Genomic DNA, 15198 nt, shown 5'->3' on the forward strand with positions numbered 1-15198 from the left:
TGATGGGAGAGAATGTTCAAGAGTGGATTCTAAATGTTCAGATAAAGACATAAAAAAATGAGCGTATTTACATACACTCATTTTTACTACATTTTACTAAAATTTGCTTAACTGACTGGCATTACTCTTAAGATAGAGGGCTTTTTTTAATTACTGAATTATGATTTTTCAATAATCAGGTGTAGCTTTCACGGATCATGCTGATGGTTTTACAGGTGGTATTTAGTAGATCATTATGGACTTTATTTCTGAAAGTCCTTAATTTCTTTACTCATACTGCAAATTGCAATTTAAGGCTCTTACGTTCCATGCATGATCTGTCTATGTAATAAAAAATAACTGCAGAAAAAGTCTTGAAAACTTTTCTTAAAACTTTATGAAAAATAATGCTTAGGTTAAGATGAACCATCATTTGTAAAAGCATTCTAGAAGACCTATGCAACCATTTGTTCTATATAACTCAGAGCAACGTAAAAAAGTAGAATTTGTGCCTCGTAAAGAAGGTCAGATTGATCTGTATGTCTGTGGGATGACGGTCTATGACTACTGTCATATTGGACATGCACGCACGGTGGTTGCATTTGACTATATTATCCGCTTCCTGCGTAGCCAGGGCTGGAAAGTAAAATACGTACGTAATATCACCGACATTGACGACAAGATTATTAAACGTGCCAATGAAAATGGGGAAAGCATTTCATCACTGACCAGCCGTTTTATTGATGCCATGAATGAAGACTTTGCCAAGTTAGGCTGTCTTGCACCGGATGAAGCACCAAAAGCCACCGATTACATCAATCAAATGCAAAACATGATTGGTACGCTAGTGGAAAAAGGGACTGCATATCCGGCAAATAATGGCGATGTTTATTTCGAAGTTGAAAAATTTGCCAAATACGGCCGCCTTTCAGGCCGTAAACTGGAAGATATGCAGGCAGGCGCTTCTGAACGTGTAGACGTCGAAGTTGAGAAAAAACACCCATTTGACTTTGTACTTTGGAAACATGCCAAAGAAAATGAACCTTCTTGGGCTTCACCATGGGGCAATGGTCGTCCAGGATGGCATATTGAATGTTCTGCGATGTCAACCTGCTGCCTGGGCAATCATTTTGATATTCATGGTGGTGGTGCTGACTTAAGCTTCCCGCATCATGAAAACGAGATTGCACAATCTGAAGCAGCGACAGGTGAGCAGTATGTGAACTACTGGATGCATGCTGGCTTCATCAATGTCGATGGTGAAAAGATGTCGAAGTCTTTGGGTAACTTCTTCACTATCCGTGATGTGATTGAAAAATTCCATCCAGAAGTGGTGCGTTACTTTATCGTATCTTCACACTACCGCAGCCCGGTGAACTATTCAGATGTAGCTTTAAAAGAAGCGAAAAATACGCTGATGCGTTTCTATCATTCTTTTAAAGCTTATCAAGCGGTATATGGTGAGCAGGTTGTTGAAACTTTAGATCAAAGCTTTGTTGAGCGTTTCAATACAGCCATGCGTGATGACTTCAATACGCCAGAAGCCATTGCTGTGTTGTTTGAACTGAATAAAGAGCTGAACCGTGCAGTAAAAGACCAGAATCAGGAACAGGCTACAGTTTATTATTCTACTCTGCGCCATCTCACCAATATTCTGGGTCTGGTACAGCACAATGTCGATGAATTCTTGAAGTCTGATATTGGTCAGGAAGCTTTAGGCTTGTCTGAAGAGCAGATTGAAGATCTGATCCAGCAACGTAAAGATGCCAAAAAAGAGAAAAACTTTGCTCGTGCCGATGAAATCCGCCAGTCTTTATTAGACCAAGGAGTGGTGCTGGAAGATACCCGTCAAGGAACTGTATGGCGTCGTGCTGATTAATTCGACAGTTGAATCAATAGAGAGTTGACAGTTAGCAGAAACTCTCTATAATTCACTCCCATATTGCGGGAATAGCTCAGTTGGTAGAGCACAACCTTGCCAAGGTTGGGGTCGCGAGTTCGAGTCTCGTTTCCCGCTCCAAAATTCAAAAAACCCTGATCGAAAGATTGGGGTTTTTTATTGCCTACGCAAAATAAAAAGGAAAATCAGAACTGATTAACATAATGAAATTCTGAATAATGAAGAGCTTTTGGTCAGGGAAATTTCTAAACATTCTGTTTAAGTTTTATGAAAAGCTCTACATTTTGAAACCTGACATTTGCATAGATATGATAAAATTGCGAAAATTATTTTTTGCTAGACTGAGTCAACTCTATATAGAGTTAAGGTAAACCTACTTTGAACCCACCAAATATGCCAAATCAAATAGACTTCCAGAAAGTTGCACTTGAAACCTTGCGTATCGAAGAACAAGCATTACAGATTTTAGCCACGCAGATTGATGAGCGTTTTAGTCAGGCATGTGAAATTATCCTACAGTGCAAAGGTCGTCTGGTGATTACCGGGATGGGGAAATCCGGGCATATTGGCCGTAAGATGGCGGCAACTTTTGCATCTACGGGTACGCCTTCATTCTTCATGCACCCGGGCGAGGCAGGGCATGGTGATCTTGGGATGCTGGTACCGGGTGATGTACTGATTGCCATTTCAAACTCAGGCAAAAGCGATGAAATCATGATGCTGATGCCTCTGATCAAGCGTCTGGAAATTCCCTTAATTACCATTAGTGGGGATGCCAAAGGCCCAATGCCACAAAATGCTGATGTGGCTTTAACTCTAGGTCATCTTCAGGAAGCCTGTCCACTTGGCCTGGCACCGACTTCGAGTACAACAGCAACTTTAGCGCTGGGTGATGCACTGGCTGTCGCTCTTTTAGATGCACGAGGTTTTACTGCTGACGATTTTGCCTTGTCACATCCAGCGGGTGCCTTGGGTAAACGCTTATTGCTGCATGTAAAACACTTAATGCACACTGGTTCGGAATTGCCAAAAGTGTCACCAGATACACCAATGAATCAAGTTTTATACGAGATTTCAAATAAACGCCTAGGTTTAACCACAATTGTGGATCAAAATGACCTTCTGCTGGGTATTTTCACTGATGGTGACTTACGCCGCCTGATCGACAAACAGCAAGGTTTTGATGTCAATTTACCGATTCAGGAAGTAATGACCAAAAATCCGCTGACAATTTCTCAGGAAGCACGTGCTGTCGTTGCACTGGAAAAAATGAACGAACGTAAAATTAATCAATTTGTAGTGGTTGATGATGCCAATAAAGTCATTGGTGTAATTAGTATGCATGACCTGATTCAGGCTGGGGTAAATTAATAAATGGCATCTTATGTATTATTAGAGCAGGCACGTCATATTGAGGCACTGGTACTTGATGTAGATGGTATTTTAAGCGACGGTTTTGTCACATTGACCAACACGGGCGATGAGATCAAGTCTTTTGATATCCGTGATGGTCTGGGTATGAAACTGGTACAGCAAGCCGGAATCAAAGTGATCATTATCACTGGGCGTCAAAGCAATATCGTACAGAAACGTATGTCGGATTTAGGTGTAGATCTGGTTTATCAGGGCCGCGAAGATAAAGGGACTGCTTTGCGTGAAGCTTGTACTCAGCTCAATATCGATCCTGAAGACTGTTTATACATGGGTGATGACTGGCCTGATCTGTCTGCCTTCGCGATTGCAGGCATGAAAGTGACTGTTCCAAACGGCCATGTTGAAGTGCGTCGTCGTGCTGATCTGGTAACGCAAGCCTATGGTGGTCGTGGTGCGGTACGCGAGATTTGTGACATGTTACTGATGTCCAAAGGTAAGTACCAAGAGTTACTTGAAAAATATACTCGTGCGCCTTATTAATAAGTCATACATCCTGGATTAAATACACCGCTTATGGACACTAGAGTTTTATATCTTACGGCTATTATCATTGCCGCAATAAGTGGTGGTTATTACTATTACAGCGGTAAAGGCAACAAGTTGCAGACTGATTCTGCACGTAGCATGACCTATTCTGCGAATAATATTAACTTAACCCAAACTGATGAAAAGGGCATGTTGTCTGTTCGTGCCCAGGTCGACCAGCTTGAACAAAACCTGCAGCTAGAGACTTCAAGTCTCAAAAATCTGCAAGCAACGACCTATAAAGACGGTCAGATTGATGCGACATTCTTCGCCAAACAGGGCAATGGTTATGATGACAATACAAAAGTTGTACTTTCTCAAGAAGTGCTGGCGACCAAGATCATGCAAAATGGAAAAATGCAGTTCCGTACCGAGGAGCTGACCGCTTTTCCGAAAACACGTGAAATTGAAACCGATAAAACTGTCATTGTTGAATCTCCACAGGCTGAATTTATCAGTCAGGGCCTAAAAGCCAATCTTAATGATGGTCAATACGAATTCTTTAATATTCGAGGAAAGTATGAACCAAATTCCTAGAGCTAAAATGATGAAAACTTTCCTTAAGCGCGCTGCGTTGTTAAGTCTGGTTGCATTGGGTTCAGCCACTGCGTTTGCATTGCCATCTGACCGTAATCAGCCGATTACCTTATTAGCTGACCGTGCGACTTTTAATGAGCGTACTGGAGTCACGACTTATTCAGGTAATGTCATTATTGAACAGGGCACCATGAAATTGCAGGCCAATTCGATTGTGGCGAATCTGAATAATAAAAAACAGATCAGCCTGATTACGGCAACAGGTAGCCCGGCTCAATTTCAGCAGAAAGTTGATCCTGCCAAAGGTTTGGCCAAAGGTCAGGCACAGAAAATTGTCTATAATGCGGAAACCGGGATTATTACCCTATCTGGAAATGCCTACTTGCAGCAAGATGGCGCTAGTATCCGTGGTAATACACTGAAATACAGCATGAATAAAGGCGATATTGAAGCAACAGGTACACCAAATAAAACCGGTTCAGCAGCAGGTCGTGTACAAATCGTGATTCCGCCTTCATCTTCGAAATCCTTTCCGGGAGCACGTGATTAATGGCACAGACGCATCAGGTTCAAACTTTAACCATTAAGCATCTGGCGAAAAATTATAGTAAACGCTGGGTAGTCAAGGACGTTTCCTTCAGTATGGAAAGTGGGCAGATTGTTGGGCTTTTAGGGCCTAATGGTGCAGGTAAAACTACCAGTTTCTATATGGTGGTGGGTCTGGTGCGTATGGACAAGGGTGAGATCCATCTGGATGGTCTCGATTTATCTGACTTGGCAATGCATGAACGTGCGCGTAAAGGTATTGGCTATTTACCGCAGGAAGCTTCTATTTTTAGAAAACTAACCATTTCTGAAAATATTATGGCGATTCTGGAAACCCGTAAGGATTTAAGCAAAGCTCAGCGTCAACAACGTTTAGCCGAATTACTAGCAGACTTTAAAATTACCCATATTAAAGATTCATTGGGTATGAGCGTGTCGGGTGGTGAACGTCGTCGTGCTGAAATTGCCCGTGCGTTGGCGGCCGACCCAAAATTCATGTTACTGGATGAACCTTTTGCCGGGGTTGACCCGATTTCCGTGGGTGATATTAAAGATATTATTACGACGCTGAAAGATCGTGGAATTGGGGTATTGATTACCGATCATAACGTTCGTGAAACTTTGGCCATCTGTGAACATGCCTATATTGTCAGCGAAGGTTCAGTTATTGCTGAAGGCACGGCACAAGAAATTCTGGCCAATGAAACGGTACGTAAAGTTTATCTGGGTGATGACTTTACTGTATAGAAAATTTTCATTATCAGAAAAACCCGCATTAAGACTTTAGTCGTCAAATGCGGGTTTTTTTTACTTAACTTAAGACGAAAAAGCTATCTTTTTGTATGATTTGATATATTGTTAGGCTAAAACACGAAACATTCATTATTATGCAATTTAGGGTGCAGCACTTAAAAAATATTCAGGGGATAATAGATAAAAATAAGGGAATATGGATCATTCTTCTTTTGCCTTTATCTGTGCCATTCGTACATGCAGAAAATTCACAGAATTATTTTAATAATATTAAAAGTGGGTTAGGAAAACTGATTGCTCCAGAGCCAACGCGATCAGCGCAGACGATTGATATTAGCTCACTGAGTCAGTACTCACTGGATACCTCAAAAGTAGCCGAACTGCCACAGATTAGTCGGCCGTAGCAGGGACAATCTTCAATTCGACCTATAAATGCTGGTATTCCTGCAAAAATGAGTCTGATTGAGGCGGTTCATACAGCAGTTCAGCGTCGTCCGGAAATTGCCCAGAGTATTTCGTCTTTATCTGCACAGGCCGCCAATATTGATGTGGCCAAAGCAGCCTATTATCCGCAGTTATCTGGCGGTGTAGGTACCGGAGATTTGACCTCAGGTGAACGTGGACGTCAGGTGGTTTCTCTGAATGCAACCCAGATGCTATATGACTTTGGCAAGATTAAAACCAATGTCAGTGTTGAAGAGGCGAGATTGGCAGAAGAACAGGCAAGAGTATTGGTGAGTCTGGATCAGGTGGCACTGGAAGTAGCGGATGCCATCGTCAATATTAAGCGCTATCAGGAAATTACCAAGATTGCCGAACAGCAGATTCAGGGCATCGCACGCATTGCAGAAATTGCCAATTTACGTGCCCGCGCCGGGATTAGCACACAGGCCGATCCGGTTCAGGCGCAGTCGAATCTGGAAGCTGCACAATCTAACCTGATCGTGCAACAGACCCAGTTAAGACAATATCAGCAACGTCTACGAACTTTATTGGGATTTGATGTCTCTGCAATCCAATGGGAAATTTCAGATCGTATCGTGACCCAGGCTGATCTTTATCAGGATCCTGAATTTACCCAGATTCCAAGCATGATCTTGGCACATTCAGGGGTAGATGTAGCTCGATTGCAAAAAGATCAGGCACGTTTAAGCCGTTATCCGACCATTAATCTGAAAAGTAGCTTAAGTCAGGCAGTCAATGGTCGAAATCCAAATAATAATGAAGATGATGGCTTTTATAATTCAATTATGATTGAAGCTAGCAGTAATTTTTATCAGGGGGGCGCTGTTCGGTCTCAGGCACGTGCTGCCAGTTATGCTGAAGAGGCTGCACGCGCACAGGTGAATACTGTCTATCTGGATGTGCTGGATCAGGTTCGCTTAATCCGGGAACAGATTGAAAATAAACAAAGACAAATGAATGTCCTGGCTCAGCGCCGTGAAACTACGGTACGAACCAAAGAGCTATATCAAGAACAATATAAATTGGGCACTCGGACAGTAGTGGATTTATTGAATGCAGAACAGGCGATTCACAGCGCAGCACAGGAAATTGAATCAGCGCGCTATGACATCTATTCGGCGATTGTGCAATACATTCAGGTAACAGGCCGTACACGGGATATTTACGCGCTTAACCGTATTTCCATTCAGGGGTTTGAAGTTCAGCCATGAGTACTATAATAAATTATCAGCCGTGGCTTCAGGCAGTTTTGAATATTGCCAAGCATTATCGGATTGAACCATCTGAGGAACGGATTCGTCTGCAACTGGACTGGAACCAGCATCATGACATTGATGAAATGCTTAAGATTGTTAGCCGTCAGATAGGATTGAATGTCCGTAAAAATAAATTTGATAGCAGTTTGCTGAATCCCTGGCGTTTGCCCTTATTGGTTGAATTTGATAGCGGAGATGTTGGTGTTATTGAACGTATCGACACACAAGGTAATGTCAGTGTACAACTGAGTGGAGATGCTGGTTTATCGCAAAGTTTTACCATCGGGCAGTTAGAAACAGGTGCGAAGCATATTTACATCCTGCGACCAGAGTCTTCTGTACCGGATGCGCGTGTCGACGAATATATTAAACCCTTTGAGAAAAACTGGTTCTGGTCAATTGTTCTGAAAGACTGGAAACGCTATATCGATGTGATGTTTGCCTCTTTAATCGCCAATATTCTGGCTTTGGCAACGATTGTCTTCTCGATGAACGTTTATGACCGTGTCATTCCTTCACAATCGATTCCTACTTTATGGGTGTTGGCCGGTGGTGTACTGATTGCAGCTATTTTCGAGTTTGTATTACGAGTCTCCCGTATTTATCTTTCAGACATTATTGGTAAACGGGCTGACTTGAAAATATCTGACCGGGTATTTGGGCATTCCTTAAGAATTAAAAACAGTGAGCGTTCCAAATCGACCGGAACGTTTATTTCACAGATTCGTGAACTCGAAGGTGTGCGTGAACTGGTCACTTCCACTACCGTGACGGCAATTGCAGATTTACCATTCTTCTTCCTGTTCCTGGGAATCTTCTGGATTATTGGCGGCAACCTGTTCTGGGTCATGCTACTGGTAGTACCACTCATGATTCTTCCGGGAATTCTGGCGCAGAAAAAACTGGCCAAGTTGGCACAGTTAGGAATGCGTGAATCTGTAATCCGTAATGCTTTATTAGTGGAAGCCGTACAAGGGATTGAAGATATCAAGCTGTTAAGAGCTGAAACCCGCTTCCAGAACCAATGGAATCATATGAATGAAGTCTCTGCTGATGTCAGCATGCAACAACGTAAAATTGTTGGCTTAATGACAGCATGGACTCAAAAAATTCAGGGACTCACCTTTGCTATTGTGGTCTTGGTGGGTGCATTTGCAGTAATGGATGGTGAGATGAAGACAGGTGCTTTAGTTGCCTGTTCGATTTTATCATCACGGATGCTGGCACCTATTTCACAAATTACCGGTGTCTTGGGCCGTTTACAGCAAGCCAAAGTTGCTAAAGGCGGTCTGGATGAGTTAATGAAAAAACCGGTGGATCAGCCGGATTATTCACATCTGATTCACCGTCCTGTATTGGATGGTCATTATGAGCTGAGTGGCGTGGTGTTCAAATATGGCGATGATGATCCCAAACCGAGTCTGGTCATTCCAAAACTCGAAATCAAGCCCGGTGAAAAAATAGCAATTCTGGGTCGTAACGGTGCAGGTAAGTCGACTCTATTGCAATTGTTGTCGGGCATGCAAACCCCAGCACAAGGTAAGGTGAAGCTTGATGGTATTGATCTGACTCTGATCGATCCTTCAGATGTACGCCGTGATATGGGCCTGCTCAATCAGAATTCACAACTCTTTTACGGTAGTATTCGTGAAAACCTGACTTTGGGTGCACTGCTCGCTACGGATCAACAGATTCTGGAAGCCTTACAAATCACTGGTGCACTTAACTTTGTTCAAGAGAAAAAAGAAGGTCTGGATCATATCATTCTGGAAGGTGGAGTGGGCTTCTCGGGTGGACAGCGTCAAGCCTTATTACTCGCACGACTCCTGATCCGCCAGCCTAAAATTTTGTTGTTAGATGAGCCAACTGCAGCGATTGATGATGTTTCAGAAAAGCAGTTAATTGATCATCTGAAAGGGTATCTGTCCCATCGTACACTGGTAGTGGCAACGCATCGTCGCGCCGTACTGGAGTTAGTTGACCGTATTCTCGTGGTCAATGATGGCAAAATTGTCATGGATGGTCCACGAGACCAGATATTAAATCAGTCACAGGTAGGAACTAAACGGGTCGTGGGAGCAAGCGCATGAGTGAACCACAAACATTAACGCGTTCAAACAAAGTGAGCTTTCAGGAACCGCCATTACCTAAATCCAGTCTGATTATCTGGATTGTGGGCATTGGCTTGTTAATTCTATTGACATGGGCCTGGCTATTTAAACTGGAAGAGGTCTCGACCGGTACGGGTAAAGTCATTCCATCTTCCAAAGAACAGGTGATTCAGTCTCTGGAGGGCGGCATTCTAACCAAGTTAAATGTTAAAGAAGGCGAGATTGTAGAACGTGGCCAAGTCTTGGCTCAGCTTGATCCAACCCGCTTTGAATCAAATGTCGGTGAATCAGAATCCTTACTAATCGCTTCACGTGCGACTTCCGCCCGTTTACGTGCAGAAGTGAGTGGTACGCCATTGTCTTTCCCTGAAGAAGTGCTGAAATATCCGAAACTGGTTAAAGAAGAAACCGCACTGTATCAGTCACGTCGTGCCAATCTGGAAGAATCTCTTGCCGGTTTGCAACAGGCATTGGTACTGGTACAACAGGAACTGGAAATGACCGCGCCATTGGTGGCTAAAGGGGCAGCCAGTGAAGTTGAAGTTTTACGGTTGAAGCGAGAAGCCAATGACCTGCGTAACCAGATGAATGATATTCGCAACCAATATTATGTGAAAGCACGGGAAGAACTGTCCAAAGCCAATACTGATGTGGAAACCCAGCAACAGGTGGTACGCGGCAAGTCAGATACCTTGAACCGGACCATTTTTAAATCCCCAGTCCGTGGCGTGGTGAAAGAAATTGATGTCATGACTTTGGGTGGCGTGGTTCCGCAAAATGGCAAGCTGATGACCATCGTGCCTCTGGATGAAAAATTACTGGTTGAAGCCCGAATTTCACCACGTGATATTGCTTTTATCCGTCCTGATCAAGAAGCGCTGGTGAAGATTACTGCCTATGATTACTCGATTTATGGCGGTCTAAAAGGTAAAGTGACCGTGATTTCGCCAGATACCTTGCGGGATGAAGTCAAACAGGATCAGTTCTACTATCGTGTGTATATTCGTACCGATAGTGACAAGCTGAGAAACGCCGCCGGGCAGGAGTTTAACATCACACCAGGTATGGTGGCTTCTGTTGATATTCGTACCGGAGCAAAAACGGTAATGGACTATCTGATCAAGCCATTCAACAAGGCTAAAGAAGCATTGCGTGAACGTTAAATTTAAAAGTAATCAATAAAATTAAATTGAATCAAGCCTCTCGTTTAGAGAGGCTTTTTCTTTGCCCCATCAAAACAGGTATACTGCACAGGTGAAATTTGAATGCCTGAAGTTATGCCATTTACCATTGCCAGCCTTGTCAGTTTTGAGGAAGACATCAAAAAAAGCCGATTTCAGGCCTTTGCCACACCTGTAGAAAATGAGCAGGATGTGAAGGATTTTCTGGAGGTCTATCGTGATCCGACCACCACTCATCAATGCTGGGCCTGGAAAATCGGTCATCATGTACGCTTTAATGATGATGGTGAGCCATCGGGTACTGCTGGCCGACCGATCCTCGCGACTATTGAAGGCAATGAGCTAACCAATGTACTGGTACTGGTGAATCGCTGGTATGGCGGTATTAAATTAGGCACCGGCGGACTGGTCCGTGCCTATGGCGGCTGTGCTGGACAATGTTTGTTATTAGCTGAAAAAATTGAGCTGATTGAAAAGAAAAAGGTCGAATTTGCTTGCCAGTTTAATGAGTGGGCGATTTTTCAGTATGAGTTGAATCAGCAGCAGATTGACTATCAGGAAGAATATTCGGCTGAAGGCGTACAGGTTCAGGCACAATTTCAGAAACATCAAATTGAACCTTTTGCTCTGAAGATTCAGGATGTTACTCGCGGACGTGAACAATTAAAAATCATAGAAGAAGCCACAGATGACTGAACCAGATCCATTACTGAAATATCGTGAGCAGCATAAACACCGCCTGAATTATATGCCTTGGCTATATTGGTCCTTAAAACCCAAGAATCGTGGTTGGGCTGAAGCTTGGCAGAAAGAATATCAGACCTATCTGATGGAGATGGAAACAGTCGAAATTGGCGAAAACTGTTTTATTTCGCCGTTGGCGCATATCTTTGCTGAGCCGGGTCGTAAAATTAGTATCGGAGATAATACCTTTATTGCGGCAGATTGTACGCTACATGGTCCTTTGGAGATAGGGAGCGAAGTTGCAATCAATCATCACTGTATTCTGGATGGTGGTCGGGTTGGGATTAAACTGCATGACCAGGTACGTATCGCAGCTTATTGTCATCTTTATGCCTTTGATCATGGGATGGAACTGGAGCAGCCAATTTATCAGCAGCCAGTCAGGTCTAAAGGGATTGAGATTGGTCGGGATGTCTGGCTAGGTGCTCATGTCGGCATTAAAGATGGGGTGAAAATTGCCGATCAGGCGATTATAGGGATGAATAGCATGGTCACGAAGGATATTGAAGCGCGTGCAATTGTCGCCGGAAATCCGGCAAAATTGATTCGATATCGGGATTAAAATAGTAAAAAAGGTGCTTGGAAAAAGGATTTATATCAGGTGCTTAATATTAGGTAAAGGTCTTATCACATCACATAAAAGTTAACATATTTCAATTCAAGCCTTACAGATTTCAGTGCACATTTACTAATGCTTGTGCTAAGTTAAAAATAACTAAGAAATTTTTATTATAAAAGAGAGGCTGAACATGAAACGTGTCATTGCCTGCATAGACTCCTCACCATGCACGAACGCGCTTGCAGATGCGGCTGCATGGATTGCCAAACAGACTGGTCGTGAACTGGTTTTATTACAGGTTCTGGATTATTACCCGGCCAGTTATCATCTTGGGGAAATTAGCGGTGTGATTGGCTTTGAAAGCAATGCCATGTTGCTTAAAGAGCTGGCTGAGCTGGAGCAAAAGCAAAGTGAAATTGCGCTTAGTTATAGCAATAATCTGCTCCAGCATATTTCGGACCGTATCTTTAAAGATTATGGCATCCGCACCACACATATTCAGGAAAAGGGTGATTTTCTGGAACAAAGTTTTCAGATTCTAAAACCTGATGATATTGCAGTCATTGGACTACTCGGTGAGCGTTCTGCCGAGAAAAATAAGCCAATCGGCACCAATGTAGAAAACTTTATCCGTGGTGCTAACTGTACAGTGATGACTGTAGGGGAACACTTCAGACCACCGACACGTTTTATCTTTGCTTATGAATATTCACCAACCTGTGTGAAGATGATGAAACGTATTGCAGAAAGTGATTTATTAAGACAATTACAATGTCATCTGCTTTATATCGGGGATCATGTGGAAATCCTGAATGAGCCTCTGCAATATTTGACAGAAGCAGGACTAGAGGTCGTTCCAGAATACCGCTACGGAGAAGTGGCTGAAAATATCCTGTCTTATCAGCAGGAACATGGGATTCAGTTAATTGTCTTGGGGGCATTCAGTCACAGCAAGATCCACCAGTTCTTCTTGGGCAGTATTGCGACAACGATTTTCCGAAATTCTAAAGTGCCATTATTGGTAGCGAAGTAGAAAGAGGGTGATAAAACCTACAGAAATGTATTTTTTGATAAATTGTTACAGCTTGAATTAAAAATAACCAGAGTTATCCTCATATATTGTGGATAACTCTGTGGTTACATTCTGTAAGATGATGTTATTTATCGAGAATACTTTATTGGCTGATTTTTGTTCTAGTCGTATTATTTGACAATTGCGAGTGCAAAACCATCATGTCCTTTACTGCCAACGGTCTGTAAAGCAGTACAAGATAAGATACGTGGATGATTTTCCAGCGCTTTAAACATGTCACGAATGCCTTCAATACTTGGTTTTTTATTATCCGGATTGATGATATCACCGGCACGAATCACATTGTCCAGGAAGATAATGGTACCGGAGTGAGAAAGATTTAAGCTCAGCTCCAGATATTCAGGATAGCTTTGCTTATCGGCATCAATAAAAATAAAGTCAAAGGCTTCAGTATCTTGAGGCAGGGCACGAAGCACATCTGCAGCACGGCCACATTTCAGCTCAACTTTCTGTTTTAACTGTGCACGATCAATATTTTCCTGTCCCATCGCAGCATGTGTATCACGGCCTTCGATTGTCAGGATATAACCGTCTTCAGGGAGGGCACGAGCCAGCCACATGGTGCTATATGCAGCAAAGGTTCCTAGTTCCAGTACGCGCTTGCACTTATTCATCTGGATCAGCATTTGCAGCAGCATGCCCTGATTCGGCGCAACAGCCAGATGATCTGGAAAACCATGTGCAGCAGTATTTTCAAGAGTCTGATTCAGGATAGAATCTTCAGGAATTAAATGTGAATCAATGTAGCGGTCAATATCTGTCCACATTTGTTGCATAGTACTCGCACCTTTGTTGTGATGCGTGCATTTTAAACTTTTCCGGGCACAGCGCAATTTATTGTTCTATATTCGCTGATTTTTTAGGCTATACAAAGCCAAAAGCTGGCTTTGTATAGAAAATGAAATGACTTAGTAATTACACATTGATGAGCGACGACTTAAATCCGGGCCCCAAGTGCGATAACCTTGAGTATCAATATGGATTTGGCCAGAGGCATATAAACCGAGCCCCATATTCAGGCTTTGTCCATGCTGTAACCAAAACTGGCACAGTTTGAACTTGGTATTTTCAATTGCTGCATAATCCTGAGCCTGTGGGTACTCAGGTCCGATCCGAAAATCAATTGCCGAGTTAAACAGGTGACGTGAAGAATTGGCTCCACCGGCACACTGATTTAAAGGCAGGTCACGATAAACCGAAGTGACTTCAAAATCAGTCAGTACATTGGCAGCAACCAGATATTTGAAGACACGTAAGGTCGGCACCTGATTTGACCAGAGCTCACGGCTTGGAATCATATATTGCGATCGACCACATTTAGCCCAATCCCGTGCAGTACGCATCAGCTCAAAACTTGGAATAATATTTCCGACCCCTTGCTGGGCCAAAAAGTTTTCATATTCACGTACAAGAGACAGGTTATTTAGTGCCGATACCCAGTGAGTATAGACATAAGGAACCGGTTTAGGCTGTGGTTTATGGTTGTACTGGACTCGTTCTTCTGGGATGTAAATCCTTTTATCTGGAGTTACTTTACCAGACTGTTTTGTGGTGGTAGCACATCCTACAAAGACAAGCGGGATTATACAAACACTCAATAACCCCTTTATTAAATGCTTCATTGATAGCAATTCAGATATTTTAAAATAGCGCTATTTTAGTCCACTTTTACGGAGAAAATCAGGATAAATTGCAATGAAATGTGTGGATGGGGTATAAAAAAGACCAGTCTGTGCTGGTCTTTTTTAAGATTTGAAAAATTATTTTTCAAGATATTGTAATTTATCAGTTTTACCATTCCACTCTTCACGGTCAGCAGGTTGCTCACCAATTTGAGTGATATTCGGCCATTTTTGAGACAGTTCAGCATTTAGCTCGATAAAGACTTCTTGGCCTTCCGGTAATTCATCTTCAGAGAAAATTGCATTCGCAGGACATTCAGGCTCACATAACGCGCAGTCGATACACTCGTCCGGGTTAATCACAAGGAAGTTAGGACCTTCATAGAAACAGTCTACTGGGCAAACTTCAACACAGTCTTGATATTTACATTTAATACAATTTTCAGTGACAACGAAGGTCATGGTGACAGCTACCTAAAAAATATGGTTCTAA

Annotated in this window: 14 protein-coding genes, 1 tRNA gene and 1 pseudogene; 13 read left to right on the forward strand and 3 right to left on the reverse strand. The window is 42.7% G+C overall.

Going from position 1 to position 15198, the window contains the following annotated elements; translation table 11 throughout:
* Positions 1-436 precede the first annotated feature (436 nt).
* From cysS to FTU01_RS13795, 13 genes and pseudogenes are all read left to right on the forward strand, one after another.
* Entirely contained in the window at positions 437-1858 is a 1422-nt protein-coding gene (gene cysS, locus FTU01_RS13735) for a cysteine--tRNA ligase (RefSeq protein WP_179992291.1), read from the forward strand.
* Between the two features lie 65 nt (positions 1859-1923).
* A tRNA-Gly gene (locus tag FTU01_RS13740) sits at positions 1924-1999 on the forward strand.
* A gap of 273 nt (positions 2000-2272) precedes the next feature.
* On the forward strand, positions 2273-3250 hold the full coding sequence (locus FTU01_RS13745) for a KpsF/GutQ family sugar-phosphate isomerase (protein ID WP_004786235.1): 978 nt from the start codon (positions 2273-2275) through the stop codon (positions 3248-3250).
* Positions 3251-3253: 3 nt separating this feature from the next.
* Positions 3254-3793 (forward strand): HAD family hydrolase, encoded by a 540-nt coding sequence (locus tag FTU01_RS13750; RefSeq protein WP_034170294.1) that lies wholly within the window; start codon positions 3254-3256, stop codon positions 3791-3793.
* Positions 3794-3826: 33 nt separating this feature from the next.
* On the forward strand, positions 3827-4375 hold the full coding sequence (gene lptC, locus FTU01_RS13755) for an LPS export ABC transporter periplasmic protein LptC (RefSeq protein WP_034705852.1): 549 nt from the start codon (positions 3827-3829) through the stop codon (positions 4373-4375).
* A complete protein-coding gene (gene lptA / locus FTU01_RS13760) occupies positions 4359-4925 on the forward strand; it encodes a lipopolysaccharide transport periplasmic protein LptA (protein ID WP_159122791.1) in 567 nt (188 codons plus the stop codon). The genes lptC and lptA overlap by 17 nt, the downstream gene beginning before the upstream one ends.
* Positions 4925-5668 (forward strand): LPS export ABC transporter ATP-binding protein, encoded by a 744-nt coding sequence (gene lptB, locus FTU01_RS13765; protein ID WP_180139602.1) that lies wholly within the window; start codon positions 4925-4927, stop codon positions 5666-5668. Before lptA ends, lptB begins: the two co-directional genes overlap by 1 nt.
* Positions 5669-5808: 140 nt before the next feature.
* Positions 5809-7350, forward strand: a pseudogene (locus tag FTU01_RS13770) (TolC family outer membrane protein).
* Positions 7347-9485: a type I secretion system permease/ATPase gene (locus FTU01_RS13775; RefSeq protein ID WP_180139605.1), complete on the forward strand. Its 2139-nt coding sequence runs from the start codon at positions 7347-7349 to the stop codon at positions 9483-9485. The pseudogene FTU01_RS13770 and the gene FTU01_RS13775 overlap by 4 nt, the downstream one beginning before the upstream one ends.
* Positions 9482-10669 carry an HlyD family efflux transporter periplasmic adaptor subunit gene (locus FTU01_RS13780; RefSeq protein WP_004786223.1) on the forward strand — a complete coding sequence of 396 codons (1188 nt, stop codon included), beginning with the start codon at positions 9482-9484 and terminating at the stop codon, positions 10667-10669. The genes FTU01_RS13775 and FTU01_RS13780 overlap by 4 nt, the downstream gene beginning before the upstream one ends.
* 114 nt (positions 10670-10783) lie before the next feature.
* Positions 10784-11383, forward strand: coding sequence for a YigZ family protein (locus FTU01_RS13785; protein ID WP_159122803.1), 600 nt, complete (start codon positions 10784-10786; stop codon positions 11381-11383).
* Positions 11376-11993, forward strand: coding sequence for a DapH/DapD/GlmU-related protein (locus FTU01_RS13790; protein ID WP_004786220.1), 618 nt, complete (start codon positions 11376-11378; stop codon positions 11991-11993). Before FTU01_RS13785 ends, FTU01_RS13790 begins: the two co-directional genes overlap by 8 nt.
* A 187-nt stretch (positions 11994-12180) precedes the next feature.
* Positions 12181-13023: a universal stress protein gene (locus FTU01_RS13795; RefSeq protein WP_034703837.1), complete on the forward strand. Its 843-nt coding sequence runs from the start codon at positions 12181-12183 to the stop codon at positions 13021-13023.
* A gap of 170 nt (positions 13024-13193) precedes the next feature.
* Here the strand turns inward: FTU01_RS13795 and FTU01_RS13800 are convergent, their stop codons facing one another.
* The 3 genes from FTU01_RS13800 to fdxA all read right to left on the reverse strand — a co-directional run bounded on the left by FTU01_RS13800 (position 13194) and on the right by fdxA (position 15167).
* Entirely contained in the window at positions 13194-13859 is a 666-nt protein-coding gene (locus FTU01_RS13800) for an O-methyltransferase (RefSeq protein ID WP_180139607.1), read from the reverse strand.
* Positions 13860-13991: 132 nt separating this feature from the next.
* Positions 13992-14705 carry a D-Ala-D-Ala carboxypeptidase family metallohydrolase gene (locus FTU01_RS13805; RefSeq protein ID WP_004786214.1) on the reverse strand — a complete coding sequence of 238 codons (714 nt, stop codon included), beginning with the start codon at positions 14703-14705 and terminating at the stop codon, positions 13992-13994.
* A gap of 138 nt (positions 14706-14843) precedes the next feature.
* Positions 14844-15167, reverse strand: a complete 324-nt coding sequence (gene fdxA / locus FTU01_RS13810; protein ID WP_004786212.1) for a ferredoxin FdxA — start codon at positions 15165-15167, stop codon at positions 14844-14846.
* Between the last annotated feature and the right edge of the window lie 31 nt (positions 15168-15198).

It is taken from the genome of Acinetobacter sp. YH12043, assembly GCF_013419915.1.
Classification (GTDB): Bacteria; Pseudomonadota; Gammaproteobacteria; order Pseudomonadales; family Moraxellaceae; genus Acinetobacter.

What these genes read in the sequence shown, in the direction of transcription:
- cysS (WP_179992291.1), top strand. Translation starts at nt 437, where the DNA reads ATGCAACCATTTGTTCTATATAACTCAGAGCAACGTAAAAAAGTAGAA.
- FTU01_RS13745 (WP_004786235.1), top strand. Translation starts at nt 2,273, where the DNA reads ATGCCAAATCAAATAGACTTCCAGAAAGTTGCACTTGAAACCTTGCGT.
- FTU01_RS13750 (WP_034170294.1), top strand. Translation starts at nt 3,254, where the DNA reads ATGGCATCTTATGTATTATTAGAGCAGGCACGTCATATTGAGGCACTG.
- lptC (WP_034705852.1), top strand. Translation starts at nt 3,827, where the DNA reads ATGGACACTAGAGTTTTATATCTTACGGCTATTATCATTGCCGCAATA.
- lptA (WP_159122791.1), top strand. Translation starts at nt 4,359, where the DNA reads ATGAACCAAATTCCTAGAGCTAAAATGATGAAAACTTTCCTTAAGCGC.
- lptB (WP_180139602.1), top strand. Translation starts at nt 4,925, where the DNA reads ATGGCACAGACGCATCAGGTTCAAACTTTAACCATTAAGCATCTGGCG.
- FTU01_RS13775 (WP_180139605.1), top strand. Translation starts at nt 7,347, where the DNA reads ATGAGTACTATAATAAATTATCAGCCGTGGCTTCAGGCAGTTTTGAAT.
- FTU01_RS13780 (WP_004786223.1), top strand. Translation starts at nt 9,482, where the DNA reads ATGAGTGAACCACAAACATTAACGCGTTCAAACAAAGTGAGCTTTCAG.
- FTU01_RS13785 (WP_159122803.1), top strand. Translation starts at nt 10,784, where the DNA reads ATGCCATTTACCATTGCCAGCCTTGTCAGTTTTGAGGAAGACATCAAA.
- FTU01_RS13790 (WP_004786220.1), top strand. Translation starts at nt 11,376, where the DNA reads ATGACTGAACCAGATCCATTACTGAAATATCGTGAGCAGCATAAACAC.
- FTU01_RS13795 (WP_034703837.1), top strand. Translation starts at nt 12,181, where the DNA reads ATGAAACGTGTCATTGCCTGCATAGACTCCTCACCATGCACGAACGCG.
- FTU01_RS13800 (WP_180139607.1), bottom strand. Translation starts at nt 13,859, where the DNA reads ATGCAACAAATGTGGACAGATATTGACCGCTACATTGATTCACATTTA.
- FTU01_RS13805 (WP_004786214.1), bottom strand. Translation starts at nt 14,705, where the DNA reads ATGAAGCATTTAATAAAGGGGTTATTGAGTGTTTGTATAATCCCGCTT.
- fdxA (WP_004786212.1), bottom strand. Translation starts at nt 15,167, where the DNA reads ATGACCTTCGTTGTCACTGAAAATTGTATTAAATGTAAATATCAAGAC.